Origin of the sequence: Staphylococcus sp. 11007852, from assembly GCF_011394325.1 — a bacterium.
GTDB lineage: Bacteria > Bacillota > Bacilli > Staphylococcales > Staphylococcaceae > Staphylococcus > Staphylococcus agnetis.
The window spans coordinates 64,596-91,004 of sequence record NZ_JAANBJ010000039.1 but is presented as its reverse complement, the minus strand read 5'-3'; the positions used below and the strand labels follow the sequence as shown (position 1 = coordinate 91,004).

Here is a 26,409-nt window from a genome sequence, read left to right as displayed (position 1 = left end):
AAATGTAAGCGTTTACAACAAAGGGAGGCAATTATTATGACAAATCGAGAAGAACGATTAAAAGCACTGTATCCTGAAGATATTTTAAGCATTGCGAAAGATTTAACAGATGGTGAACTCGAACTTCTACAACAACTTAATGCGTTATTAGAAGACAAATACCGCAAAGATATTAATCGCCATTGGGTAGATGCAACTGTACCTGAAGACTTTTTTCAAGACATTGGTAACCTTAATTATTTTACAAATCCCCTATTATATAAAGATCGTGACGGGGCACAAACTCCGAGTCAATTATTCCAGTTTTTTATGGCCTACACATTGGCACGTTTTGACGTCTCTTTAGCCACTTTACTCGGTGTCCATCAAGGTTTAGGACACAATACCTTTTTATTCGGCGGTTCAAAAGAACAAGTTGCCAAATATGTGCCAAAACTTCAATCACATGAACTACGTACTTGTTTTGCGTTAACAGAACCTGACCACGGTTCAGATGTCGCTGGTGGTCTTGCTACAACAGCAGAACAAAAAGGAGACGTATGGATACTCAATGGTGAGAAAAAATGGATTGGTGGTGCACATGTTTCAGATGTCATCCCAGTATTTGCGGTGAACAAAGAGACTGGGAAACCACATTGTTTTGTCGTTACCCCTGATCAAGAAGGCGTTGAGATTGATGTCCTTCAAGATAAAATCGCCTTACGTATCGTCCCGAACGCGCATATTAAATTAAATCAAGTTCAAGTAAAAGAAGCTAATCGCTTGCAAAATATTACGTCATTTAAAGATATTGCCAAAATTTTATATTCGACACGTGCCGGTGTGGCATACATGGCTACAGGGGCATTAGCTGGAACGTTACGCGCAACGTTAGACTATGTTAAACAACGTAAGCAATTTGGTAAGTCGATTAGTCAATATCAACTCGTTCAAGAGAAACTTTCTATGATTCAAGGAAATTTAGCGCACGCCATGGCGATGTGTGCAGCACTCGCACGTAAACAAGCTAATGGTGAATATGATGAGGTTGCCACATCTACGGCCAAGATGATGAATGCCTTACGTTTACGCGAATCTGTCGCAATGGGACGCGGGGTTTGTGGTGGTAATGGCATACTTGCAGGTGATTATGATATCGCCCGTTTCTTTTCCGATGCTGAAGCCGTTTATACGTATGAAGGCACACATGAAATCAACGCACTTGTAATAGGTCGCGCATTAACAGGTACATCAGCATTTATTTAATATCGCAATTGTTAAGGAGGAATGATTATGACAATCAATAAGATTACCGTCCTAGGTGCTGGCACAATGGGCGCACAACTCGCTGCCCTCTTCGTCAATGCTGGCTTAAAAGTACAATTACTCGACATTGTCATTGATGAACAAGATCCAAATAAAATTTCAAAAAAAGCTTATGACATGATTACTGATAAAAAACGTCCGCTTTTATTTGATTTACAATACGCATCAAATTTAACATATGGAAATTTTAATGATGACTTGGCAGATTCAGATGCCGACTTATATATAGAAGCCGTTAAAGAAGATTTAGATGTGAAACATACTGTTTGGCAAAACGTTGCACGCGTAGCACCTAAAGAAGCATTATTTGCGACAAATACTTCTGGTATACCCATTGAAGCCATTACTCAGGTGTTTGAAGAAACGGATAAAGCACGCTTTTTGGGACTTCACTTCTTCAATCCCCCACGTATTATGAAATTGGTCGAAGTGATTCCTAACCGTCTTACTGACGCTACTTATATCGAAAAAGTTCAAACATTTGCGCAAGATGTCTTAGGCAAAGGTGTTGTCATCGCGAATGACGTCCCTGGCTTTGTCGCAAATCGCATCGGAACACAATCAATGAATGACATTATGTATCGTGCTGAACAACAGGGCTTTTCAATCACTGATGTAGATGCCTTAACTGGTCAGGCAATTGGTCGCCCTAAAACAGGGACATATGCCTTAACCGACTTAGTTGGACTGGACATTGCCGTTTCTGTCATTAAAGGGCTACAACAGGTTCCTGAAGAGCAACCATTTTTCAAGGATGTGGCGTTAGTTTCAACATTATTTAATAAAGGTGCACTCGGTAGAAAAACGAAACAAGGCTTTTACAAAAAAGATAAAGCCACAAAATCACGTCTCGTTTTCGATCCAGACTCCCAAGATTATGTACCTGTTGAAAAGCCTCAAATTCCTTTATTAGCACAATTTAACAAAGATTCGGCTCATAACTTAGACATCATCTTTAACGCTAATGATGAAGCAGGCCTATTTTTATGGGAAACGTTACGTAACACTTTTTACTATGCTGCGCGTAATGTACCTTATGCTGCGAAAGATTTTAAAGATGTCGATCGCGCACTGGTTTGGGGATTCAACTGGAAGCTCGGTCCATTCCAATTATGGGACTTAATGGGCTTTGAGCGTGTTAAACAGCGCATGGAAGATGAATTAGGTGATTTACCAGAATGGCTTCAATCTGTTCATCATAGCTTTTATGAAGCAGGTGAATCCATCGAGCGCGTCACACCTGTCTCTGAGTGGATTACAGATGTCGTTTGGGACCGAGATGATTCTAAATTGGCAGTAGCCAATCGCAACCAATTGTTGCTCAAACTTCAAAGTAAAAATAATGTTATTACAGACCTTTTTACAGATGATTTGGTTGAGGCTATTGATTTACTTGAAACAAAAGCCTATAGCAGTATGGTGATTTATGCAGAAGGTACCAACTTTAGTGTGGGCGCAAATCTTTATCAAATGAAACAAGCTCATGAAGATGGTGCTGTTGATGATATGGTAGGTGGTGCCGTTGAAAAGCTCCATCGTAGTTTCAATCGCCTAAAATATAGTACGAAACCGATTGTCACTGCGGTTCATGGACGTGCACTGGGTGGCGGTTGTGAACTTGTGCTTTATTCCCCATTCGTCGTTGCAGCAAGCGAGACGTATATTGGCTTAGTTGAAGCTGGTGTTGGTCTATTACCAAGTGCTGGCGGTCTTGCCGAAATGGCAAATCGTATTTTACACACTTCTCACATGAAAAATGACCACCATCACAGTATGACGAATGTACTGATGACTATCGGTTTTGCGAAAGTATCAACGAATGCGTTTGAAGCAAGACGCTATGGCTTTTTACGAGATACAGATACCATTATATTCAATACAGCAAAACGCGTAGAAATCGCATTGCGACGCGCGCAATATGAAGCAGATACCAACTATATCCCTGCACCAAAACATCAATATCTTGCGCTAGGTTCTGATTTTATCGCACTTGCAGAGGGGCAATTAGACGCACAAAAAGAAGGTCATTTCATCAGCGAGCACGATTATGATATTGCCTTACGTATCGCAACCGTGCTTGCAGGTGGAGATTTACCAAGAAATACGTATGTGAATCAACGTTATTTGCAAAAACTTGAAAAACATCACTTCCTCACATTGTTAAAAACTGAAAAGACGTATGCGCGTATTTGTCATATGTTGAAAACTGGTAAACCATTACGTAACTAACACATGAAAGGATGAAATTGATATGAGAGAAGCTTATATTGTCGCTTATGGGCGTTCAGCAGCTGCAAAAGCTAAAAACGGTGCCTTATTCCATGAAAGACCCGATGATGTTGCCGCAGCGGTCCTTAAAGGTGTTTTGGATCGCGTAGATGGTGCATTCCAACCCGATATGATTGATGATGTCATCGTTGGGAATGCCTTTCCAGAAGGGCTCCAAGGGCAAAATATTGCGCGTACGATTGCGCTACGTGCTGGACTACCTGACCATGTACCCGGTCAAACTGTAAATCGTTATTGTTCTTCAGGTCTTCAAACGATTGCATTAGCCGCAAATCAAATTCTTGCCAATCAGGGAGATATTATCGTCGCTGGTGGCGTTGAACTAATGAGCGCTGTCCCTATGGGAGGAAATGAACCGACAAACAATCCAACATTACAACAAGAAGATGTCGGCGTTTCTTACCCAATGGGGCTTACTGCAGAGAATGTTGCTTTAAAATATAACGTCTCTCGCGAAGCACAAGATGCTTACGCTGTCGAAAGTCATCAACGTGCTGCAAAAGCTCAAGACGCTGGTAAATTTGAAGATGAAATCGTCTCAATCCCTGTTAAAACGGTAACGTATACGGAAGCAGGCCCTAAAGTAGAAACAACACCATTTAATCAAGATGAATTTATTCGTCCCGATACAAATATCGATACATTGGCAACATTACCAACAGTATTTAAAGCGGATGGCACCGTAACAGCTGCGACTTCCGCACCTTTATCTGATGGTACAGGGTTTGTCGTTGTGATGTCAGGTGAAAAAGTCAAAGCGCTCGGCGTGACGCCAATCGCAAAATTTGTCGCATATGAAGCTGTAGGTGTCGACCCTAAATTGATGGGGATTGGACCTGCGTATGCGATACCTGAAGTGTTAAAACGTGCCAATTTAACGATTGAAGATATTGATTTAGTTGAACTCAACGAAGCCTTCGCCGCACAAACCATCGCATCTATGAACGAAGTCGGTTTAGATGCGTCTAAAACGAATGTAAATGGCGGGGCTATCGCACTCGGTCACCCTTTAGGGGCAACAGGCGCTATGTTAACAGGACGTCTGCTATCAGAAATGAAAAAACGTCAGAATGCCCGTTACGGCATGGTGACAATGTGTATTGGCGTCGGCATGGGTGCAGCGGCCATCTTCGAATATGTAGGTTAAACTGTCACACAAATACCCTCGCGCGTAGGTACTTCCTACGTCCGAGGGTATGTTTTGTTATAACACGACTGTAAATTGACGAGATTCAACTGCTTGTCCAGTCATTTCAACTTTGAATTGATTCGCTTTACGATAAACATGTACGTCTACGTGACCATCTTTTCCCATTTCTTGACCTTGTTCGATACTGAGTCTATAGGTTGGATGATTGGGATCAATAAAGCGTGCATAGTACGCCCCCATGACAGCTGACGCAGTACCGGTTACAGCATCCTCAACAGTGCCGGCATCAGAAGCCGAAAAGTGTCTACCATGCATAGCACACGTGTCATGATATGTTTCAAGACAAAATGGATGGACAGAGGCACCTGGCTCTTCGGTTAATATTTCAGCAAATTTTTGATTGTGTGGTTTCATTTTTCGACAAACTTCTAATGACTTCACAGGTACTAACAATGTCCATACACCTGTGTTGCCATACAAGATGGGTAAATGTTCGTCAATTTCTCGCTCATGGATACCGAGCACTTGTGATAGTTGTGGGATAGATCCTTCAAACGCTTTAAATTGCGGTGGATTTTGTACCATCGTTACTGACCAATGCCCCACTTTACGCTCTAAAGCGATATTCAATCGTCCTGCTTTCGTTTCCACTTGTATGTCTGTTTGTCCATTTGGAATGAGTTGCTTTGATTTGGCGGCAACAACGGTAGCGATCGTTGCATGACCACACACATCCACCTCTTTTTGCGGTGTGAAAAAGCGAATTTGAAAATCGGCGTGTGTTGAGGCCATTAAAAATGCTGTTTCATTGAAACCCGCTTCATAAGCAATCGCTTGCATTTCATCTGTTGTCAACATATCACCGTTAAGTACAACACCAGCAGGATTCCCCTTAGAGGGTTCAGTTGTAAACGCATCGTATTGGTATACTTTAACTGTTTTCATAGTGGCATTCCTCTTCAATAGAATTAAGTATGCTTTAATGTAACACGTTTTTGAATACGTTTCGATGGTTACACACTTTATTACAACATTTCATTCTGAAGTCCGACACTTTATAACAATCATTTAATAATGGATTACAAAAACACTACGTTTTGTAATCTGTCCGTCATACAGCACCACTTATTTATCTACTTCAATTCATAAAAACCCTCAAAATGTGAGATATCAACTCATTTTAAGGGTGAATACTTAGCCATAACATACACTTTAACGACTAAATTGAGACATTAACGTTTTAAATGCTTTTACGTCTATCTCATGCACATGCTGTTTTTGATAATTGTGACGTACTTTAAAGAAGCGTTTTTTCTGCTGTATATCTTTCAGCGCCGTTTTTAAATTGAATGCCCCATCTGTTTTGGTAAAACGGTTTTCAGGGGCTGGCACACTTAAGTTATGCGCAACATCTTGATAAGCAAAGATTAACATATCATAATCAAACGCCATGCGCACCGCATTAATAATTTCGCCACCTTCATTGATATCTAAATAGACATCACATGCTTGATAAAGTTTATTCACTGTTTCACGTTCAATCGTCGGATAAAGTTTCACGTTCGCATAGGCATCAAATGCCATTAAATTTGACGACATTTCTGTAACGGCTCCGATATGAAATGTCGCAAATGGACAAGCTTCAACAATGGAGGCCAAGTGGTGAATTTGATCAGAATTTGTCATTACTAAGATATTCATTGAATAACCATTGGTCTTTTCATAATCATAAATATATCCTGCTTGATGAACATGTTGACGTTCTGAGACAGACATGTGTTGGGTTAATATCTCATATTCATGTGCATCAGGGACGACAACGTCAAATTGACGCATAAGGTCCCCGCGCAACATGAGCGTCATATTTCCTGGGACATGTCCTTGGCATTGTTCTTGCCAAAATAAAATATCATGACCCGGTGTATCTAATTCATAGAGTACCGCAAATGGGGTACCTAAAGAATTAATGACAAATTGTGATAAATCGATATTTAATGCACGGATGAAAAACAACATAAACTTCACTTTATTGTTGAAGTGATAAGATTGCCCTTCCCAATGTAAAATGATTGATTGGACGACAAAATTTTCATAGATCACTTCTCGTCCTTGTTGATCCATATATTTACGTATAATCAATTTACCAGTTGTGTCATGGACAGATTGTGCGAAATGCACACCATGCTGCGTATAATGGTCTACAAACTGTAAACGCCCTTCACCATCATACCAATCTACATGACTGACAATACGTGGTTTCAAATTAGGACAGTAATTAATTTTGGCACGTTTAACACCCATATCTTTAACCCATGCGACATCATTATTCCCTTCAATTTCCCAAAAGCGCGGTACGTCCACTTCATTGAAATAACGAGGTTTTGCATCTTTCGGAACTCGATAGTTTGAGAAAAATTGGTAAGGCGTCACAATATGTTCAGGCAAAAACCCATCATCTTCCATAACAATCGTTGTCGCGTAGTAATCAGAAAGGCGTAATGTATCATATAATGTGCGCGCGTTAAGGTCAAAACGTTCAAATAAATTAATCATGAGCCACCTCTTCTAAACATTGTTTCCATTTAAGCTGAATCTCTGAAGTAAGGAATGGACGCGCAACATTATAAGATACTTTATGTGCTGCTTTAGGGCCGTCATTAAAGAATTTAACAATAGACGCTGCATAACGTTTTACGATAGTTTCTGAGGATTCTTCTTTCGCATTTACTGGTAATAAATAACCATTTTTACCATCACGAATAAACGTTGGATTTCCATAATTCACATCAAATCCAATCATTCCTAAACCAGACCCTACAGCTTCTAACAATGTTAGACCAAAGCCTTCGCTCGTCGATGCGGAGACAAATAATTTATAACGTTGGTAAACATCCTCTAAATGGACGTGCCCTTTTAAATGTATATAATCTTCTGCGTGGTTCTCACGAATTAATGTCGCAAGTTGTCCTTTTGCACCGCCTTCACCATAAATATCAAATTGGAGCGCGGGTACCTCCTTTTTAGCAAGTATCGCAGCACGTACGAGCCAATCAATATGTTTTTCATTAGCTAGACGTGATGCACTTATCATCGTATACGGTTGACGTTTTCTTTTAGGCTTTTTAAGTTCATGAATACTTCCCACTGGAATGGTATACACTTTTGGCGATTGTTGATGATATTTTTCAAATTGTGCTGTCAAAATATCGTTTTGTAACTGTGTAGCAGTAATATAAAAATCAATTTCATTTGCTTGCATAAATTGATACTCATAATAATTATTCCATAATACATGTTGGTCGTCCGTCGCATGTTGACTAAAGTGTTCTGCATGTACGACAACCCCCATTTTACTTTGTCCTTTATGTTGTACAAGTGCCTGGCCTACCTCACTTGCACGATCTAAAAGGACAATGTCTTCAGAAGATAAATTCAAACATTCCGTAAAGTAGGCGATAAATGCTTGGCGACTGTACAGTACCTTATTTTTAAAACGATAGACATTCGTTTGACCATCAATATATTCGTTATATGCAATCGAGCCGTCTTCATTATAAAATTGACGCATATAAATTTTAGCCATATTGTCATGCGGTGCATAATATTCAGAGAAGATGCGGACATAACTGTAAAAATCTTTACGTACCAATTTACCGTCAATGACAAATTCCGCGCGGTCGACGATGTCTTCATCGGGATTCTTTAAATAACACGTGATAAACGTTTGATTATCATTGAGAAATAAACGATGAATTTTCCCTTCTGTTTCTTCGCGTACAATCGGTTCATAGACTTCTGCTTTAAGTTGCTCTAAGGTATAACTTGAGGGCGCGATAGGGATATCCGTAAAATATTGATAAATCCAAATCACTTCATCATCTTTAAAACCAATATTTTCCGTTAATGTTTGAATATTTTCTGCATTAATAAAATCTAAAAATACGTATTTTTGAGGATAATTCAAGCCCCTCAATAATTTGGCACGGTACATTTGTGCATATTCCACACCACTACTTGCCCAACCGATACCAAAATTGATATTGTATAATGTCACGATACGTCCACCTCTTTAATTTGGAAAATGTACGACAAGTTTTCCTTCTTTATCAAAAGTTGTTACACTTTGACAAAGGTTTTGAATAATATGTTTTTTAATATCTGTACTCATCGCTTCAAAGGATTCTAATGCTACTCTATGATATTCAAAAATCGCGTTACGTTGCCCGTTTTGACGGTTTTGAACACTACTCTTCAATTGTTGTAAATGATCCACTTGTTGAATCCAATTGCTATCTATTGCTTTTAAAATAGCTTTTTGTACGAAGCGAGTATAAAAATAATCATCATTTAAAACATTTTTTTGTGCACGAAGCGTCAGTTCAAAACGTTCCACTAAAAAGGCAACCACTGCTTGTTCTTGATGCAACGCAAGTCCCGTTAAATCTTCTGCAAATTGAAAACTGATGTTTTTATAAATATAATCAGTAATGCTTTTTTTAGAATGTAATTGACGTTGACGATACGCTTGTTGAAACACATCTTTTGCTACTTTTGATAAATCTAGCGCCCCCATATCCCATAATTCAAGGACACGGTCACGCTCTTTATAAATGAGTTCACGTTGAATACTTATACTTTTTTCATATTCATTCGCCATTTCACGTTGAACCACACCGTGTTCCTCTGATACACGTTGTGCTCGTGCTACAATCTTTTGAACACGTTTTTGAAATAGGCGACTTTTTTCTAACGTAGCGCCATCCACTTGATTCAGCTTCTCATTGTTGACCATATTCCCTTTACCCCAGCGTTCAACGAGGTAGTCTTCTAAGGAAATATAAATTTGTGACGTACCAGGATCACCTTGACGTCCCGAACGACCACGTAATTGACGGTCTACACGACTATTTTCCATATGTTCACTAATGATTACGGCAAGGCCACCAAGTTCTTTGACACCTTCTTCTAATTTTATGTCTGTTCCGCGCCCAGCCATACTTGTCGCAACTGTCACGGCACCGAGTTGACCTGCTTCGGAAATCATTTGTGCTTCTTTCGCTACGTTTTGAGCAATTAATAAGTTATTTGGAATATTTAATTCGAAGAGCGCCATAGAAAAATATTCCGCTACTTCTGCAGTTCGCGTGATCAGTAGCACAGGACGCTTTTTTTGATGTAGCGTTTGAATGCGCGCTAATATTGCCGCATTTTTATCGTCCGCATTTTTGAAAACACGATCTTCATAGTCTATACGTTCAATTGGTTTATCTGTAGGAATTTGAACAACGATTTTCGAATATAAATCGAAAAATTCTTTTTCGCCTAACTTACTCGTCGCTGACATGCCAGAAAATGCATCAAATTGACGAAATAAGTTTTGAAATGTAATGGTTGCCATTACACTCATGTCACGTGATAATTCCACATTTTCCTTTGACTCAATTGCTTGATGAAGGCCTGCTTGTAACTTTGTCCCTGGCAACATCCGTCCCGTAATACGATCTATGAGTACCACTTCACCATCATAAACAAAATAATCTAAGTTAGATTCAAACAAGTGACGCGCACGTAACGCTAAATTAATATTTCGCACGAGATCAAAATAAGGTTGATCAAAAATATTTGTCACACCAAAGTATGCATTCGCTGCTGAAATCCCTGCATTCGTTAACCATATTTCTTTTTTAGTTTTTTTCATTTCAAAGTGTTCATCTTCACGTAACGTCTCTACAAACGCTTTAACAATATGAAATAAATTAGATTGCACACGTGGTGCCCCTGAAATCACGAGTGGTGTTTGTGCGGAATCTAATATAATTGAATCAGCTTCATCAATAATGCCAAAGTTTAAGTCGGGCAAGAATTTTCCTTCTTTACTATCAGCTAAGTTGTCAATTAAATAATCAAACCCGAGCCGTCCATTGGTTGTATAAATAATGTCATGACTATAAATACGTTGTTTTTCACCCGGGGCATACTCATAATCAGGAATGTCCACAAAACCTAACGCAATCGTAAGACCTAACCATTCAAATAATGGTTTCATTTCTTCATAATCACGACGCGCTAAGTAATCATTTGTCGTAATGAGATAAGCCCCTTTACCAGTTAACGCATTTAAATATAACGGCAATGTTGCGGTAAGTGTTTTTCCTTCACCGGTCTGCATTTCCGCAATATTACCTTCATGAAGCACAATACCGCCAAGCACTTGAACATCTTTAGGAAACATGCCCAATACACGTTGACTTGCCTCACGTAACACCGCGTATGCTTCAGGTAATAACTCCGTTAAAGATACACCTTCGTCAATGGCCTGTTTGAATTCTTGTGTTTTTGCTTGTAATGCCGCATCAGGCAATTTTGAAAACGTCTCGCGATACTGATTAACCTTTTTTAATATTTTATGAAGGCGTCTAAGTCGCATATTGTTAATGAGTTGTGAAATTTTAGTATCCATTTTGACGCCCTCCATTAAATACATCTAAATCGATATGGTTTAAGTACCGACTCGGGTTCAGCATCTCTTGCACAATAACTGGATGCGCATGTAAATCATGTTCCTCGTGTGTATAACATATTATAGGTGCCGCTTGGTCTCGTTCAACATCACCCACGGTATTCAAATGATGTGTGACAAAAGCAGTCCCATTTAACATTGTGGCCATGCGATAGGCGATGGCGCTTGATTGTTCATGATATCCAATAAAGTGTAACGTCCCTTTATTTTTAAGGTGCATCAATTTGTCGCGCAAAGTTTCAATATCATAGTGTTGCCAATGTTCAACTTTGATGACATTTTCAAATTCACGTAACGCATCGGATGATAAAGGCTGTGTTTCCGCAAATAGAATATTCAATACAGGCAACGATGGATTTTCATTGATGATGTCCGATATGCGAAGCACTTTTGAATCCGTATTCTCATCCTGATGTTGGATTTTAATACTTCGAAAACATACTGACGTCGCAGCAGCATTAATCATTTGAAGTTCATATGAAAAAGCTTCATTTGGATAGGTCATAGCTACCTCGCGTTGTTGAATGATACGCGTATCGAAAATCGTACCGTTACGACGTTTAAAAATGATTTTAAAATAAATACCCGTACTTGGCTCCACATCATAATCAAAAGAAAAATGATAGGTTGCACCTCTTTTTAAAATCGGTAATGTCGGTATCGTTTTTTCTTCAGCGTAGTTCGTCATCATTTTCCACTCGTGAATGACAATTCCAGATGGCATCAGACGATTTTTGAATATTGTCTCATGATGGTTGAAATGAAGACGTGAGCCATACATAAATGTATTAGGAATGATTTGCGTCCACCGAATGGTGTAATTATGATTTTGCACGTGACGTCACTCTCCCAAATCGACTTTCCAAAATAATATTGTAAAAATTAACGAACCAACTTGTAATTGTAGGCGAATCATCATTATGTCTACCTGGCACGCCACGACTCATGACACGCGCATGTTGTCTTGTCATTACTGGCAACAACATCTCAAACGCATGCATGTCGTAATCATCTTGTTCCATATACGCAATCGCAAACGTTGTTTTAGAAAAATCTGCGGTTTCAATTTTATCCCAAAATTTATGGTTAAGATGGTCAATATCAGATGGTTCTAATCCACCTTCGTTCTTTAAAAGGACATCTAGCGCTGTCCCGAAATCTTCTGGACGCTGTAACGGCATATTATGTGCTACAGTTCCGACATTGATTAACGGTTTCCCTACGACGATTCCTGCAGGATTTAATTGCGCGCCGTAATACAAAGCACCAAAAGAACCCATTGATAATCCCGATAATATTAATTCATTTTGCTTGAACCCAAGATGATCAAGCCCTTCTTGTATCACATTTTTAATCGCCTGCTCATACGTATCCGAACCTAGATAGAATGCGCCCCCTTCAATACGTGGGTCTCCAATTAAGATGAAAGGCGCTTTAAATCGATTCATCATAAAATAACCTTCAAAGCCTTCTGCCGGACGGTATCCACTAAAATATACATTAAGTGGCGGTTTCATATCTCCAGGGTTGAAGTAGTAAATAAATTCATCATGATTGTTATCCGTAAAACGTTTACCGCCTAATATAAATTGCCCCATGTCTAATCGCGACCATCGTTTATGAACAGCCCCCATATGAAACGTACCTTGACCTTTAGCACGTGCACTTATAATGATATAGGCATCATGTGTACGCCTTGGAATTTCTAGAGGTACATGTAATTCATGATGTTGGCGAACGAATTCCTCAACGACAGTATCTGACGTCCCTTTCGTAATCAAGCGGAATTTAAATTCTACTTCTACATTTCCTGTCACAGTAAATTCTGGCCATATTTGAATGACTTTACCTTCGTCATAAAACAAATGTTTCTGCCAAGATAAAATAGGTGTCATATCATTGCCGAAATCACCTGAAAGTGCCAAAGCCTTATTCCCTAAGTAAAGTGCCTCTCCTTTAAACGCCGGATTCACGACACAATATTTTGGAGAAACTTTATCCCCATATTGCCCTGGAAATGTTACAGATTTTAAAATTTCATATAAATCATTCGGCGAATCATAATTAAGTGGACGTATCATGCGATGTTGAACTAAATCATGATGCTCAAAATTATCATTCCAATACTGTTGATCTACATAAGTCGAATACGGTTGACTGACCATTTCGAGCGTTTCCATTAAACCTTCCGAAAAAGGTGTTTGAACAAAAATAAAATCAAACTTTCCGTGAACCTCTATTGTTGTCTTCACGGCATGTATATAATCACTAAAATTTTCAAAAACATCAGGGTTCAAGTAATCCCAATCTGTATATTTACTATCTGTGAAATGTGGACCGTAATCGTTCCCACCAATTTGTAAAACTCTGAACTTACGCGCCACTATACTCACCTTCAATCAATTGGTCTAATTGTTCTATAATTTTTTCAGATGCATAGGTTTTAGAAAGTTTTTGCGCATACGCATATGAATAATTCCAATGTTTTAGATGCGCCAAAAAGTAATCTAATGCGCCAATCAATGATTCGTCCGTAGTAATGACAAGGCCATTCGCACCATGTTGTACATAATCGGTTTGCCTTTGATTGATTTGAGGAAGTCCTGCACCTAAACAACATATTTGTAAAAATAAATCCGGTTCCTCTGATAAATCGACCATGATACGCAGTGTAGAAATAGCTTCTACAATATCAATTTCAAAAGGAACGATTTTGAGTTCAACATAATCAATGGTTTCATCCTCTTTCATCAATTCAGCAATCTCCTCTGAAACATCTGACTTACCATTAAATTGGTCATTAATGACATTGATTTCATTCAATAGCCATTGCGAAATGTGATGACGCTCCATTTTTGACATTAATACGATACGCATCGATTCGTGATCTTTCATATATTGAACGCATTGCGACATCAATGCCTTTAATTTGGCTTCACTTAACCCGTCAATCCATAATCCGATATATGTCTCATGTAATTGACTACTAATATTGGACATCGTCTGTGCATCAAAAGGCGTAATGCGCATTAGACGATTCGACAAGCGTTGCTTTGTTTTATATGCGTTCAGTTTTTGCTCATTTTCAAGCGTATCTACAAGCCAATTTTGTCCTATTGTCATAGAAGCTAATGCCTTTTCATTTAGATCTTGATTACGCTGCTTAAAAACGGAATAACATAAACGATGGTGATTAAAACTTTGTGCGATGAGGGTATTATGTCGGACATCCGAGGCAACAAAAATAATATCGTCTTGCTCAGTAGACGTTGCGCAATAATCATGTAGATATTCTTGAATCACTGTAACCATTGATGAATATTGATGATATTTAAAACGATGATAGTATTTCTTATGAACATCAACCGTGCCATTTTTAACATTTTCCTCTAAGATCCAGTCACCATCGCACGTCATATATCGGATAAAATCCGGTTTACCTTCGCAATCGTAATAAATCATGCTAGATAAATTACCACGATCATCAAACACATAACGCCGACACAATACTTTGTCTTCATAATCTTCAATCCAAATCAAATACCCATCTTGACTAAAATATATATTTGAATAGCAATGTTCATTCATGATTGCCTGAATAAGATAAGGTGTGTAAATAAATTCCGTACCGGTTGGCCATTTGAGTTCACGATAATCTACAGATTGTGGTGTTTGATGATTAAAACCTTGAATCTCATCAAATACAGACCAATAAGACGCTTCGAATAAATCATGGCGATGTAAAAATGTACGTAGACCCGGATTATAATTTAAAACAATGATTTCAAATTGAACGTTATTTTTATAATGCATCGACATTAAACTAATCATATCGTCAAATTCTGTAATCGCACGTTTACGATAAAAAGGATGTGCCTGACTCTCCCACCATTGATTTTGGCTATACCAAGCCGGTATAAAACGTTTCATAAAACTCTCCTTACCAATATTTAGTCAAAAATTGTTGATATTTATCAAAATACAAATATGTTCGAATGGTTTCAGCAATATTGATACTGATGTACACAAGAATTATTAATTGAATCGCAAAGTAAATTTGTTGTGAAAGTTGAGGGACAAATAACGTGCAATACAATGGAATGCCTATAATAATGCCAACAATGATAGAACCCATCCAACATACAATACGTGCTTTATGATCGAGGAAAACATCTGTATCCACTCCAGGATATACACCTTCAAAGTAGTTACCATTTTTAAGAAAATCTTTTGCCTTTTGTTTCGTATTAATGAGTAACCGTGACAATAAATACCCTAGAATAATTTGCATGAAGATATAAATCGTAATGCCTTCCACATTATCAAAACTTAAAAAACGCACATCTGAGGATTTACCTGTAATTGATGCAACTATAAGATTAATGAGACTGTTTAAAAGAATGAATACCGATAAGCTAATCATGATGGAAATACTCCCAGCTGGATTAAGTTTCCAAGCAAGGTAAGACTTAGTACGTGTTTGCGTAACATGCATAATATCTTGATACGCTAAACGATATTCAACCAATTCAATCAAAAGTAAAATAATTAAAGCAATAACGATTAATGTGACAATAGTAATTAAAATGACATGATGGACATGAAGTTCAGGCAGCCTTTGATTAAAAATAGAACGTACGATACTTAGAAGTACAATTGGCATAGGCCCCGCAATACCGTACCTAACATTTTGATCCGCTAACCAAACAAGCATCATCGCACCTGTCACAATCACTAATAATAAAAGCAATAAATTAACATCTTTGATATGATCTTTAATCACAGACTGATGAATCACAAAATACCCTTGAATCACGCATAAAGCTAACGTTAACAATTTTTCTTGATAATGCTTTTCTTTACGCGTTTGGCGCATAGATTTCTCTATATTGCGATAACGTAATAACATTAGAAAGATCATAGCTGTTAACCAAGGTCCGAGACCAAGAGAAAAGATATGGAGTGTATGAATGTCCCCACCCATATTTGAGACAGCCAACCTATAAAATGAACCTTGTTGAGCATTGATATGGTCTTGACTGACTAAGGAAACATGACTTCCAAATATGTATATCAATAAAATGAACAATGTATATATAATACGTTTATGTAAAATCTTATATTCGTATTGACCTAAAATACGAAAAAACAAATTATTCTTCACATTAACCCTCTTTTATAACATGTTGCCAAAGAGGCTAGAAGCACTTGTCTTTGGCAATGAATCATATCCATTGAACTTGTGCCTAGCCTCTTTAACCCATGTTGTTTACTTATTATTTATTAGATTTTCTTACTTTCTTTTGATCTTTTTTTGATCTTTTGAGTAAGCCTAATCCTGCAAGCATTGCAGCAACTGCTCCAATTAATCCACCATTTTGAGTTGCTTGACCTGTATCAGGTAAAGCATCTGTCTTAGTCACTTTGTTGTCGTTAGAAGTCACTTTATTAACATCATTGTTGATAGCAGTACTATCTAATTGTGGCGTTTGAGATTCTGATGTTGTGAGTGACATACTTGTCGACTCAGAAGTTACTAATGAATCACTCATAGAGTTTGACAGACTTGTTGATGCTGACGTACTTACACTTGTTGAGATTGATTCTGAAGTACTTAGTGATGTACTTAATGATTCAGACACTGACGTACTTGTTGATTCTGACGCACTTACTGACGTTGATGTGCTTTCTGACTCTGATACTGACGTACTTGTTGATTCTGACGCACTTACTGAAGTACTTACTGATTCAGACTCACTTACTGACGTTGATGTACTTTCAGACACTGATGTGCTTGTTGACTCTGATTCACTCAATGATGTTGACGTGCTTTCTGACTCAGAGATTGATGTGCTTGTTGATTCAGACTCGCTCACCGATGTTGACGTACTTTCTGATTCTGATACAGAAGTACTTGTTGACTCAGATGCACTCAATGATGTCGACGTACTTTCTGACTCTGACACTGACGTACTTGTTGATTCAGATTCGCTCAACGATGTTGATGTACTCTCTGATTCAGACACTGACGTGCTTGTCGATTCAGATGCACTTACTGATGTCGACGTACTTTCTGATTCAGAGATTGACGTACTTGTTGATTCTGATGCACTCAATGATGTTGATGTGCTTTCTGACTCGCTCACTGATGTCGATGTGCTCACTGACTCTGACTCGCTTACTGATGTCGATGTACTTACTGACTCTGACTCGCTTACTGAAGTCGATGTACTTGCTGATTCAGACTCACTCACTGAAGTCGATGTGCTTGTTGACTCTGACTCGCTCACTGATGTTGAAGTACTTGTTGATTCTGATTCACTTACCGAAGTTGAAGCACTTTCTGATTCTGATACAGACGTGCTCGTTGACTCAGATGCACTCACTGATGTTGATGTGCTTTCTGACTCTGATACTGACTCAGATTCACTTACTGATGTTGATGTGCTTTCTGACTCTGATACAGACGTGCTTGTTGACTCTGACGCGCTCAATGACGTTGATGTACTTTCTGACTCAGACATTGAAGTACTTGTCGATTCTGAAGCACTCACTGATGTTGATGTACTTTCTGATTGTGATACTGACGTACTTGTTGACTCAGATTCACTTACTGAAGTTGAAGCACTTTCTGATTCTGAAATTGACGTACTTGTCGATTCTGACTCACTCACTGATGTTGAAGCACTTTCTGACTCTGATACTGACGTACTTGTTGATTCTGAAGCACTCACTGATGTTGATGTACTTTCTGATTGTGATACTGACGTACTTGTTGACTCAGATTCACTTACTGAAGTTGAAGCACTTTCTGACTCTGATACTGACGTACTTGTTGATTCTGATTCACTCAACGAAGTTGACGTGCTTTCTGATTCACTTACTGAAGTTGAAGTACTTTCTGATGTCGATGTGCTTACTGACTCTGACTCACTCACTGATGTTGATGTGCTTTCTGATTCTGATACTGACGTACTTGTTGACTCAGACTCACTTACTGATTCTGATTCGCTCACTGATGTTGATGTGCTTGCTGATTCTGATTCAGACACAGATGTTGAAGTACTTGTTGACTCTGATTCACTCACTGATGTCGATGTACTTACTGATTCTGACTCAGACACTGAAGTCGATGTGCTTGCTGATTCAGACTCGCTCACTGATGTCGATGTGCTTACTGACTCTGACTCACTCACTGAAGTCGATGTGCTCGCTGATTCTGATTCAGACACTGAAGTCGACGTACTTACTGATTCTGATTCGCTCACTGATGTCGACGTGCTTGTTGACTCAGACTCGCTTACTGATGTCGACGTGCTTTCTGATTCTGATACTGATGTCGATGTGCTCTCAGATGCACTTACTGAAGTTGACGTACTTTCTGACTCAGACACTGACGTGCTTTCTGATTCTGACGCACTTACTGATGTTGATGTGCTCTCAGATTCTGAAATTGAAGTACTTGTTGATTCAGATTCACTTACTGATGTTGACGTGCTTTCAGAAACTGATGTGCTCTCAGATTCTGAAATTGAAGTACTTGTTGATTCAGATTCACTTACTGATGTTGACGTGCTTTCAGAAACTGATGTGCTCGTTGACTCAGATTCACTCAACGAAGTTGACGTGCTTTCTGACTCTGAAACTGATGTACTTGTTGACTCTGATTCACTTACTGATGTCGACGTACTTTCTGATTCTGATACTGATGTACTTGTTGATTCTGATTCACTCACTGATGTTGATGTGCTTTCTGACTCTGATACTGACGTGCTTGTTGATTCTGATTCACTCAACGATGTTGATGTGCTTTCTGATTCTGAAACTGATGTACTTGTTGATTCAGACTCGCTCAACGATGTTGACGTGCTCTCTGATTCAGAGATTGATGTACTTGTTGATTCAGATTCACTTACTGATGTTGACGTGCTCTCTGATTCTGATACAGAAGTACTTGTTGATTCTGACGCACTCAATGATGTCGATGTGCTTTCTGACACTGACGTACTTGTCGATTCTGACGCGCTCACTGACGTTGAAGTACTTGCTGATTCAGACTCGCTTACTGATGTTGACGTACTTACTGATTCTGATTCGCTCACTGATGTCGACGTACTTACTGATTCTGACTCACTGATCGAAGTTGAAGTACTTTCTGATTCTGACACTGATGTACTTGTTGACTCAGACTCACTTACTGAAGTTGATGTGCTTTCTGATTCTGACACTGACGTACTTGTCGATTCTGACGCACTTACAGAAGTAGAAGCACTTTCTGACTCTGACACTGACGTACTTGTCGATTCTGATTCACTTACAGAAGTAGAAGTGCTCTCTGATTCTGACGCTGACGTACTTGTTGATTCAGATTCGCTTACAGAAGTTGACGTGCTTTCTGATTCTGAAATTGAAGTGCTTGTCGATTCTGATTCACTTACTGAAGTCGATGTACTCACTGACTCTGATTCGCTTACTGATGTTGATGTGCTCTCTGATTCTGACACTGATGTACTTGTTGACTCAGATTCGCTCACTGATGTCGATGTGCTTTCTGATGCTGATACTGACGTGCTTGTTGACTCAGACTCACTTACAGAAGTTGAAGCACTTTCTGATTCTGAAATTGACGTACTTGTCGACTCAGACTCACTCACTGAAGTCGATGTGCTTTCTGATGCTGATACTGACGTGCTTGTTGATTCTGACTCGCTCACCGATGTTGATGTGCTTTCTGACTCAGAGATTGATGTACTCGTTGATTCAGATGCACTTACTGATGTTGACGTGCTTTCTGATTCTGATACTGATGTGCTCGTTGACTCAGATTCACTTACTGATGTCGATGTGCTTTCTGACTCTGATACTGACCTGCTTGTCGATTCTGACGCACTCACTGATGTTGAAGCACTTTCTGATTGTGATACTGACGTACTTGTCGATTCTGATTCACTTAACGAAGTTGATGTACTTTCAGACACTGATGTGCTTGTTGATGCTGATGCGCTTACTGATGTTGATGTGCTCACCGATTGTGATACTGATGTACTTGTCGACTCTGACGCGCTCACTGATTGTGAAACTGATGTGCTTGTTGACTCACTTAATGATTGACTCGTTGATGCGCTTTGTGATGCGCTAACCGATGCACTTGTTGACTCACTTAACGATTGGCTCGTTGATGCACTTTGGGATGCGCTAACCGATGCACTTGTTGACTCACTTAATGATTGACTTGTTGATGTACTTTGGGATGCGCTAACTGATGCACTTGTTGACTCACTTAACGATTGGCTCGTTGATGTGCTTTGGGATGCGCTAATCGATGCACTTTGGGATGCACTTATTGATTGACTCGTTGATGCGCTTTGAGATGCGCTAATCGATGCACTTTGGGATGCACTTATTGATTGACTCGTTGATGCGCTTTGAGATGCGCTAATCGATGCACTTTGGGATGCACTTATTGATTGACTCGTTGATGCACTTTGGGATGCACTTGTAGAATTACTAATCGATGTACTTGTTACCGGATCTGTACCTGTAACTGTCGTATTAAAGTAGTTAGGTTGTGTCGATCCTGTTTGACTCGCATATGGCTTAAATGTCCATGTTAAGTCACCTGATGGATTTGTAATTGGTACAGTAAATGTTGACATTAAAGCGTCACCATCTTTACCGTAGAAACCATTCATTGTTGGTTGGCCTTGCCACCAGTACTCATTACCAATAGATTGGATTGGTGTAGTTACTGCATTAACGGCACTTTCACGAGTAGTTGTATAACCCGGTTCAGTAAGCGTTGTTGTGACAGACGAAGGTTGACCATAACCATTACCTAAAACGAGCATTGAATGTAAACTATCATTAGTCGATTTAATATTAGATGAAAGTGGTAAATTTGTTGGCGCTTCAATAGTAGCTGTGTTTGGATTGTCATATGAAACATAGTATGTAAATTTCATATTTGATCCATCACTTGTTACAATCAACTTATAATAAATAGGTCGGTTGTATACTCTATCAGTTCCTGTACCTGTATATGTTTGTGTTACTGGAGCTGTTGCAGCTACTGTCGCAAAAGAAGTCGTCGCTGCTCTTAAACTTACTGAGCGTAATGAAGTATTTGTATTCGTACTTGTACTATTTAAAGTAGATAAAGAAGTAGAAGCTGCATTTTCAGACGTTGATGTTTGACTAGTCGTTGATTGACTTGTTGACGTCGCTTCTTGAGATGTTACTTCACGCTTACTATCACTTTTTAAAGTACTTTCTGAAGCTACACTTTCACTCGTAGTAGACTTGTCGTTTGTGCTCGTACTTTCTTTTGTAGATGTGCTCTGACTATCTGCAGATGTACTTTGACTGTTTTCTGATGTGTTACTTTCACTTGCTGTTGACGTCGCCGTTTCGCTAGTTGTTGATGTTGCGCTTTGACTATCAGTCGACGATTGCGATTGTTCGATGACAACAGAAGTTTGATCACCAACAGTTTGACTTTGTGTAGTCAATTCTGATGTGACAGGTGCTTCAGAAGCAGCGAAAGCATTTTGATCATGCAACATATTAACGGTAAACATACCACCTGTTAAGGCAGTTGTTTTCAGAGCATTTCGTTTAATAAATCCACCGATAGTTTGAGGACCTTCTACATCCTTTTCAACTTTTTCAGTTAAAAATGGTAAACCCATTAAACGAAGTAATTGAATTTCCTTAATTCCTGCTTTAACCCAGTTTTTACCAGATTTGTACAATTTCACTCTTGCTTTTTCTTGACCAAAACTTCTTTTGAATTCCTTAAATTTCCTTGTCATTGCAAAACTCCCGTTAAATTATTCGGGAAAAACTTTTAACCTTCTATATCTTTCCGAAAAATTCTCCCATTACTTCAAAACATTGAATATACCTTAATATAATAAACCCCTTATTTCTATTGTGCAAGTCTAAATTTAATTATATATGTTTATCTGTAGAGTTTTATTTTCAGATAAAATCAGAATAAGTTTAGAAACTTAATTTTCAACCACTTAAAATTAAACACTTTTATTTTCTACACACTTTAAATGTGACATAAAAAGCTACAATAACAATGGTTCCAAGGTTTTCCGTTAACATTCCAGTCCTTCTTATTTGATTTACTTTCTAGAAATGCAAAATCGCTTTTCTTAATTTATTTATTTTTCCATGTTCAGTAACTAATATTAAAAATTATGTTGTTTGTGACTTTGCCCAATCTATGCCTTTTACTTATTAATGTGTCTATAAATAGAGGGATTTGATAAACCCATAAGAGTGAATGCCATATACGTTCATTTCATACGAAACCACCAAAAGTTTTTTATTATAATAATTTATATTTTTAAAGTTTGACCTAGAAAAGAAGTTAAAATTTGATTCGTATAAAAAACGAAATTATGCTTATATACATATTTTAGTTAACATAGCAGTGTGCTAGTTGACTGAGATTTGTCATATCATTTCAACCTGCTATGTCGCTATTGCCATTTGTGCAATTCCAGATACGCTCTCAAAAATCACCCTACTTTTTGGTTTGAAAACTCCCTATTTTGTTTAAAATAAGTATTTTTTATGAATTCGTTTCATTTAATTACAAAATCCTTTCACCTAAGGTTGAATAAATTTAGAAAAACGCTTACAATTTGCATATCAATGTCATCTGGTCATCAGATGTCCATTATAAAAATATAAATTATGGGAATTTGAGGTGGAAACCATGTTAATGCTCGTTGCATTAAGTGCAGTTATTGTTCCATTTATTTGTTTAGTTCTATTACGAATGTCAGCATTAGTTGGGATGACCATTAGTGCGGTTGTAGTAACTATTCTAGGAATGGTTGCATGGGGCATAGAAGGTGGCGTTATTGCTGCATCATTTTTACAGGGGATACATAAAACTTTAACTATAATATTAATTCTTTTTGGGGCACTCACTTTATTAAATACATTACGAGAAACGTCTGCAGTTGAGCGAATTAATGCAGGCTTTCAAAATGTATCGGGAGATATGCGTGTCCAAGTCATCATCGTAGCGTTTTTATTCGGCTCATTAATCGAAGGGGCTTCTGGATTCGGAACGCCAGCTATGGTGACAGCACCTTTAATGGTTGCATTAGGCTTTAAACCATTAACAAGTGTTGCAACAGCACTCATCGCTGATAGTGTTGCTGTATCTTTCGGGGCTGTAGGTACACCTGTTATTGTAGGTTTAAGTACTTTAAAAGATGCAGATGCTACACTTTTTTCAGAAACAGCCATTCGCATCACAATGTTAGATTTATTAAGTGGTATTTTAATTCCAATGATTATTGTTGTAACTATGATTGTCTTCTTTGGAAAAGAGAACAAACTTAAATCCATTTTAGAAATTTTACCTTGGACATTCTTAATAGGTGCAACATATGTGATTTCTGCATTAGTTTATGCATTATTAACAGGTCCTGAATTTGTATCTATTTTAGGTTCTTTAACAACAATTATTGTTGCAGTATTTACTGCTAAAAAAGGTTGGTTGATTCCTAAAAACGAATGGAAAGATGTTTTATCTGAAGTATATGAATCAAAACCACAGGGCGCGCACTCTATGAGTTTACTTTCAGCATGGTCGCCATACTTAATTGTGGTTGCGTTATTGTTACTAACACGTGTTGTGAAACCTGTTAAAGACTTTACAACTTCTGTGTTCAACTTATCGTGGAACAATATTTTAGGATACGAATCTATTTCATCAAGTTGGGAAGTATTATACTCACCAGGCACAATTTTAGTCGTTGCTGCATTATTTGCAGTCATAATTCAAAGAAAGTCGATTAAAAACTTTACAAAAGCGTGTACGGATTCTATTAAAACCATTCGTATCACTGGTATTACATTAATCGCTACACTTGCAATGGTTCATGTGTTCAGTAACTCTGGCATTAACACGAAAGACTTAATCAGTATGCCTGAGTACATTGCGAACGGTATGGCTGCGACATTTGGCCAAATGTGGTTGTTCGTTGCACCATTCTTAGGCGCTTTAGGCTCATTTATTACAGGTAGTGCAACTGTATCAACACTCACATTCGCACCGGTTCAAGCTAATATTGCAGCTGCAATTGAAGGTAATACTACAACTGTATTAGCTGCTCAAATCATCGGAGCTGCTGCCGGTAACATGATTTGTGTACACAATGTTGTTGCAGTTTGTGCAGTAGTAAATATGGCTGGTAAAGAAGGTAGCGTTATCCGTAAAACTTTAGGACCTGCACTTCTGTACTGTTTACTTGCAGGTATCAGCGCATATATCTTTACAGTTTTCTTTTTATAATATGAAAAGCTCATGCATCGCAGCATGAGCTTTTTTTAATATATGACGCATTTGGGTTGTTGTTGACAAAAATATGTAAACGCGTCGATATGAAATTGTTGATTTACAAAAAGCACGCGTCCGCCTTCTCGTGATCCTTTTAATTTCAAGTCATATAAACGATGATATCCTTGATGATTTGCAAAATAACCCGTTGTATAATTCAAATCATCAGAGACACAAAGTTCTCCTACGACCCCCTCATTCGATTGGAAAATCGTCGCAATCGCGAGTGCATCTTTGATACGTTCATTGTGTATTTTATCTTCTCTTTGCTGTTTAAAACAAAAATGTGTTGCACGACAACCGCGTTCACCAAACTCATCTATACGTTCACCAGAATATGCATCTAAAATAATGGCACCTCGATAACATGTGTCATTTCTAATATAACGCCAAGCTACTTCAATGGCGCGTTGTGAAATATGTGAGGATGCTGCGAGTTGTGATAATTTTAATTGTGAATGATCAATGATAGGTAAGGCTTTGATTTGAACGATAGGTAAGTTTACTTTTTCAATTTTAAGATTTAAAAAATCAGGTTCCCCATTTTCATGTTGAAATCCTTTTTGAAAGTATGTCGCAATCATCCGTTCAATATCACTTGCTTCACATATCGTTTCTGCACCACTAATGTGACCTTCATTTTGCGAAGCACGCATTTTAATACTATACAACGCCAACACCCCTATCATGCAACACCGACATTAGATGATGGATATCAGACTTTTCATGACACGAAGACAGTGACATTCTCAACGTGGGTTGTGCAACAGTTGGATATCGAAAAAAGCTCACCCAAATGCCCGCTTCCATTAATTCATAATATATTGCATTCGCTTTATGAACATCATCAATAGCAAATGTTTGAATAGCCGTTGATGTACCCTGATTATCATGAGCATATGCGTTAAAGTACGCAATGTTATCATGCAATAAACGTCGAGCGTCATCTGCTTGTAGCAATGCATCAAATTGACTTTCAATCAAATGTAAATGCATGGTCGGCATACAGTTTGAATAAATGAAAGGTCGCGCAGTATTCACAATCATTTCTTTAACAATCGATGAACATAATATTAGACCACCATGTGCACCTAAACCTTTAGATAAGCTCGTCGATACAATATCGATGTCTTGGTAGTGGATGTCATAACCTAAACCAAATCCATGAGAATCATCTATGATAAGCATTGTATTCCCGATGGCTTCCTTGAGTTGTCTTAAACGATTTAAATTTGCGGTATGACCATTTGTTGAAAAAACAGAATCCGTAACAATCACTTTATAATGTTGCGGATATTGTTTCATTTCATGTTCTAGAACATCATAATTTAAATGTGGAAAAATCACTTTTTGAACTTGAGACAACCGAATGCCATCAATAATGCTCGCATGATTCAAAGCATCTGAAAATACAACCACGTTTTCTTGTTTAAAGATTTGAAATATCGCTAAATTCGCATCGTAACCACTCGTCATTAGTAATGCTTCATCAAATTGATAGTAATCACGAATACGCGCTTCTAAATCAGCGTAGTATTTGGAATGACCACTGACGAGTCTGGAACTCGCAAGATGCGCCCCAAACTGGTCAAGACGTTCCTGTAATTGCATCACATTAATGTGACGTTGCCCTAAACCTAAGTAATCATTTGAGGTGAAGTTAACCCAAGTCTTCCCATCCCTAGAAATCCTTTGTTTATGCGCCGTTGCGACTTCCCTCAATTGACGATATTGTCCTTGTGATTGCAAATCATTTAAATAAGATTCAAATATCAT

At 38.3% G+C, this 26,409-nt stretch carries 16 protein-coding genes and 2 pseudogenes; 5 read left to right on the top strand and 13 right to left on the bottom strand.

Translation table 11 applies throughout. From position 1 onward, the window contains the following. The first annotated feature begins 36 nt into the window (after positions 1-36). Genes fadE through G8Y85_RS11395 form a run of 3 tightly spaced genes read left to right on the top strand, consistent with a single transcriptional unit; the run spans position 37 to position 4,741 of the window. Positions 37-1,245, top strand: a complete 1,209-nt coding sequence (fadE, locus tag G8Y85_RS11405; protein ID WP_107370974.1) for an acyl-CoA dehydrogenase FadE — start codon at positions 37-39, stop codon at positions 1,243-1,245. A gap of 27 nt (positions 1,246-1,272) precedes the next feature. After that, the gene (gene fadB / locus G8Y85_RS11400; RefSeq protein ID WP_165805857.1) at positions 1,273-3,534 is read left to right on the top strand and encodes a 3-hydroxyacyl-CoA dehydrogenase/crotonase FadB; all 2,262 of its coding nucleotides are present in this window, start codon (positions 1,273-1,275) and stop codon (positions 3,532-3,534) included. Positions 3,535-3,556: 22 nt separating this feature from the next. Next, entirely contained in the window at positions 3,557-4,741 is a 1,185-nt protein-coding gene (locus G8Y85_RS11395; RefSeq protein WP_107370973.1) for a thiolase family protein, read from the top strand. A gap of 57 nt (positions 4,742-4,798) precedes the next feature. Here the strand turns inward: G8Y85_RS11395 and G8Y85_RS11390 are convergent, their stop codons facing one another. From G8Y85_RS11390 to G8Y85_RS12560, 9 genes and pseudogenes are all read right to left on the bottom strand, one after another. After that, entirely contained in the window at positions 4,799-5,689 is an 891-nt protein-coding gene (locus G8Y85_RS11390) for a PhzF family phenazine biosynthesis protein (RefSeq protein ID WP_107370972.1), read from the bottom strand. Positions 5,690-5,956: 267 nt separating this feature from the next. Further along, the gene (gene gtfB, locus G8Y85_RS11385) at positions 5,957-7,297 is read right to left on the bottom strand and encodes an accessory Sec system glycosylation chaperone GtfB (RefSeq protein WP_165805856.1); all 1,341 of its coding nucleotides are present in this window, start codon (positions 7,295-7,297) and stop codon (positions 5,957-5,959) included. Then, on the bottom strand, positions 7,290-8,798 hold the full coding sequence (gene gtfA / locus G8Y85_RS11380; protein WP_165805855.1) for an accessory Sec system glycosyltransferase GtfA: 1,509 nt from the start codon (positions 8,796-8,798) through the stop codon (positions 7,290-7,292). Before gtfA ends, gtfB begins: the two co-directional genes overlap by 8 nt. Positions 8,799-8,813: 15 nt before the next feature. Next, positions 8,814-11,204: an accessory Sec system translocase SecA2 gene (gene secA2, locus G8Y85_RS11375; RefSeq protein ID WP_165805854.1), complete on the bottom strand. Its 2,391-nt coding sequence runs from the start codon at positions 11,202-11,204 to the stop codon at positions 8,814-8,816. After that, positions 11,194-12,099 (bottom strand): accessory Sec system protein Asp3, encoded by a 906-nt coding sequence (gene asp3, locus G8Y85_RS11370; RefSeq protein ID WP_165805853.1) that lies wholly within the window; start codon positions 12,097-12,099, stop codon positions 11,194-11,196. The genes secA2 and asp3 overlap by 11 nt, the downstream gene beginning before the upstream one ends. Further along, a complete protein-coding gene (gene asp2, locus G8Y85_RS11365) occupies positions 12,086-13,648 on the bottom strand; it encodes an accessory Sec system protein Asp2 (protein WP_165805852.1) in 1,563 nt (520 codons plus the stop codon). Before asp2 ends, asp3 begins: the two co-directional genes overlap by 14 nt. Next, on the bottom strand, positions 13,638-15,194 hold the full coding sequence (gene asp1 / locus G8Y85_RS11360) for an accessory Sec system protein Asp1 (protein WP_060552002.1): 1,557 nt from the start codon (positions 15,192-15,194) through the stop codon (positions 13,638-13,640). The genes asp2 and asp1 overlap by 11 nt, the downstream gene beginning before the upstream one ends. Positions 15,195-15,204: 10 nt before the next feature. Beyond that, positions 15,205-16,428: an accessory Sec system protein translocase subunit SecY2 gene (gene secY2 / locus G8Y85_RS11355; protein WP_342448002.1), complete on the bottom strand. Its 1,224-nt coding sequence runs from the start codon at positions 16,426-16,428 to the stop codon at positions 15,205-15,207. Positions 16,429-16,540: 112 nt separating this feature from the next. Then, positions 16,541-19,255: pseudogene (locus tag G8Y85_RS12560) on the bottom strand (LPXTG cell wall anchor domain-containing protein); the annotation flags it as partial. Between the two features lie 2,017 nt (positions 19,256-21,272). On the opposite strand from G8Y85_RS12560, the gene G8Y85_RS12555 reads away from it, so the two are divergent. Next, positions 21,273-21,458: a hypothetical protein gene (locus G8Y85_RS12555; RefSeq protein ID WP_198649098.1), complete on the top strand. Its 186-nt coding sequence runs from the start codon at positions 21,273-21,275 to the stop codon at positions 21,456-21,458. An 82-nt stretch (positions 21,459-21,540) separates the two neighbouring features. Here the strand turns inward: G8Y85_RS12555 and G8Y85_RS12550 are convergent, their stop codons facing one another. Continuing rightward, positions 21,541-21,732, bottom strand: a complete 192-nt coding sequence (locus G8Y85_RS12550) for a hypothetical protein (RefSeq protein WP_341686078.1) — start codon at positions 21,730-21,732, stop codon at positions 21,541-21,543. A 208-nt stretch (positions 21,733-21,940) separates the two neighbouring features. Then, a pseudogene (locus G8Y85_RS12545) lies at positions 21,941-22,075 on the bottom strand (KxYKxGKxW signal peptide domain-containing protein); the annotation flags it as partial. 920 nt (positions 22,076-22,995) lie between these two features. On the opposite strand from G8Y85_RS12545, the gene G8Y85_RS11345 reads away from it, so the two are divergent. Further along, on the top strand, positions 22,996-24,588 hold the full coding sequence (locus G8Y85_RS11345; RefSeq protein WP_107368963.1) for an L-lactate permease: 1,593 nt from the start codon (positions 22,996-22,998) through the stop codon (positions 24,586-24,588). A 35-nt stretch (positions 24,589-24,623) separates the two neighbouring features. On the opposite strand, the gene G8Y85_RS11340 is transcribed toward G8Y85_RS11345, so the two are convergent. Both G8Y85_RS11340 and G8Y85_RS11335 read right to left on the bottom strand, forming a co-directional pair. After that, positions 24,624-25,304, bottom strand: a complete 681-nt coding sequence (locus G8Y85_RS11340; RefSeq protein ID WP_060552007.1) for a 6-carboxyhexanoate--CoA ligase — start codon at positions 25,302-25,304, stop codon at positions 24,624-24,626. Beyond that, positions 25,297-26,409 carry an aminotransferase class I/II-fold pyridoxal phosphate-dependent enzyme gene (locus G8Y85_RS11335; protein WP_060552008.1) on the bottom strand — a complete coding sequence of 371 codons (1,113 nt, stop codon included), beginning with the start codon at positions 26,407-26,409 and terminating at the stop codon, positions 25,297-25,299. Before G8Y85_RS11335 ends, G8Y85_RS11340 begins: the two co-directional genes overlap by 8 nt.

What these genes read in the sequence shown, in the direction of transcription:
- gtfB (WP_165805856.1), bottom strand. Translation starts at nt 7,297, where the DNA reads ATGATTAATTTATTTGAACGTTTTGACCTTAACGCGCGCACATTATAT.
- secA2 (WP_165805854.1), bottom strand. Translation starts at nt 11,204, where the DNA reads ATGGATACTAAAATTTCACAACTCATTAACAATATGCGACTTAGACGC.
- G8Y85_RS11390 (WP_107370972.1), bottom strand. Translation starts at nt 5,689, where the DNA reads ATGAAAACAGTTAAAGTATACCAATACGATGCGTTTACAACTGAACCC.
- fadB (WP_165805857.1), top strand. Translation starts at nt 1,273, where the DNA reads ATGACAATCAATAAGATTACCGTCCTAGGTGCTGGCACAATGGGCGCA.
- G8Y85_RS11395 (WP_107370973.1), top strand. Translation starts at nt 3,557, where the DNA reads ATGAGAGAAGCTTATATTGTCGCTTATGGGCGTTCAGCAGCTGCAAAA.
- fadE (WP_107370974.1), top strand. Translation starts at nt 37, where the DNA reads ATGACAAATCGAGAAGAACGATTAAAAGCACTGTATCCTGAAGATATT.
- asp1 (WP_060552002.1), bottom strand. Translation starts at nt 15,194, where the DNA reads ATGAAACGTTTTATACCGGCTTGGTATAGCCAAAATCAATGGTGGGAG.
- G8Y85_RS11345 (WP_107368963.1), top strand. Translation starts at nt 22,996, where the DNA reads ATGTTAATGCTCGTTGCATTAAGTGCAGTTATTGTTCCATTTATTTGT.
- G8Y85_RS11335 (WP_060552008.1), bottom strand. Translation starts at nt 26,409, where the DNA reads ATGATATTTGAATCTTATTTAAATGATTTGCAATCACAAGGACAATAT.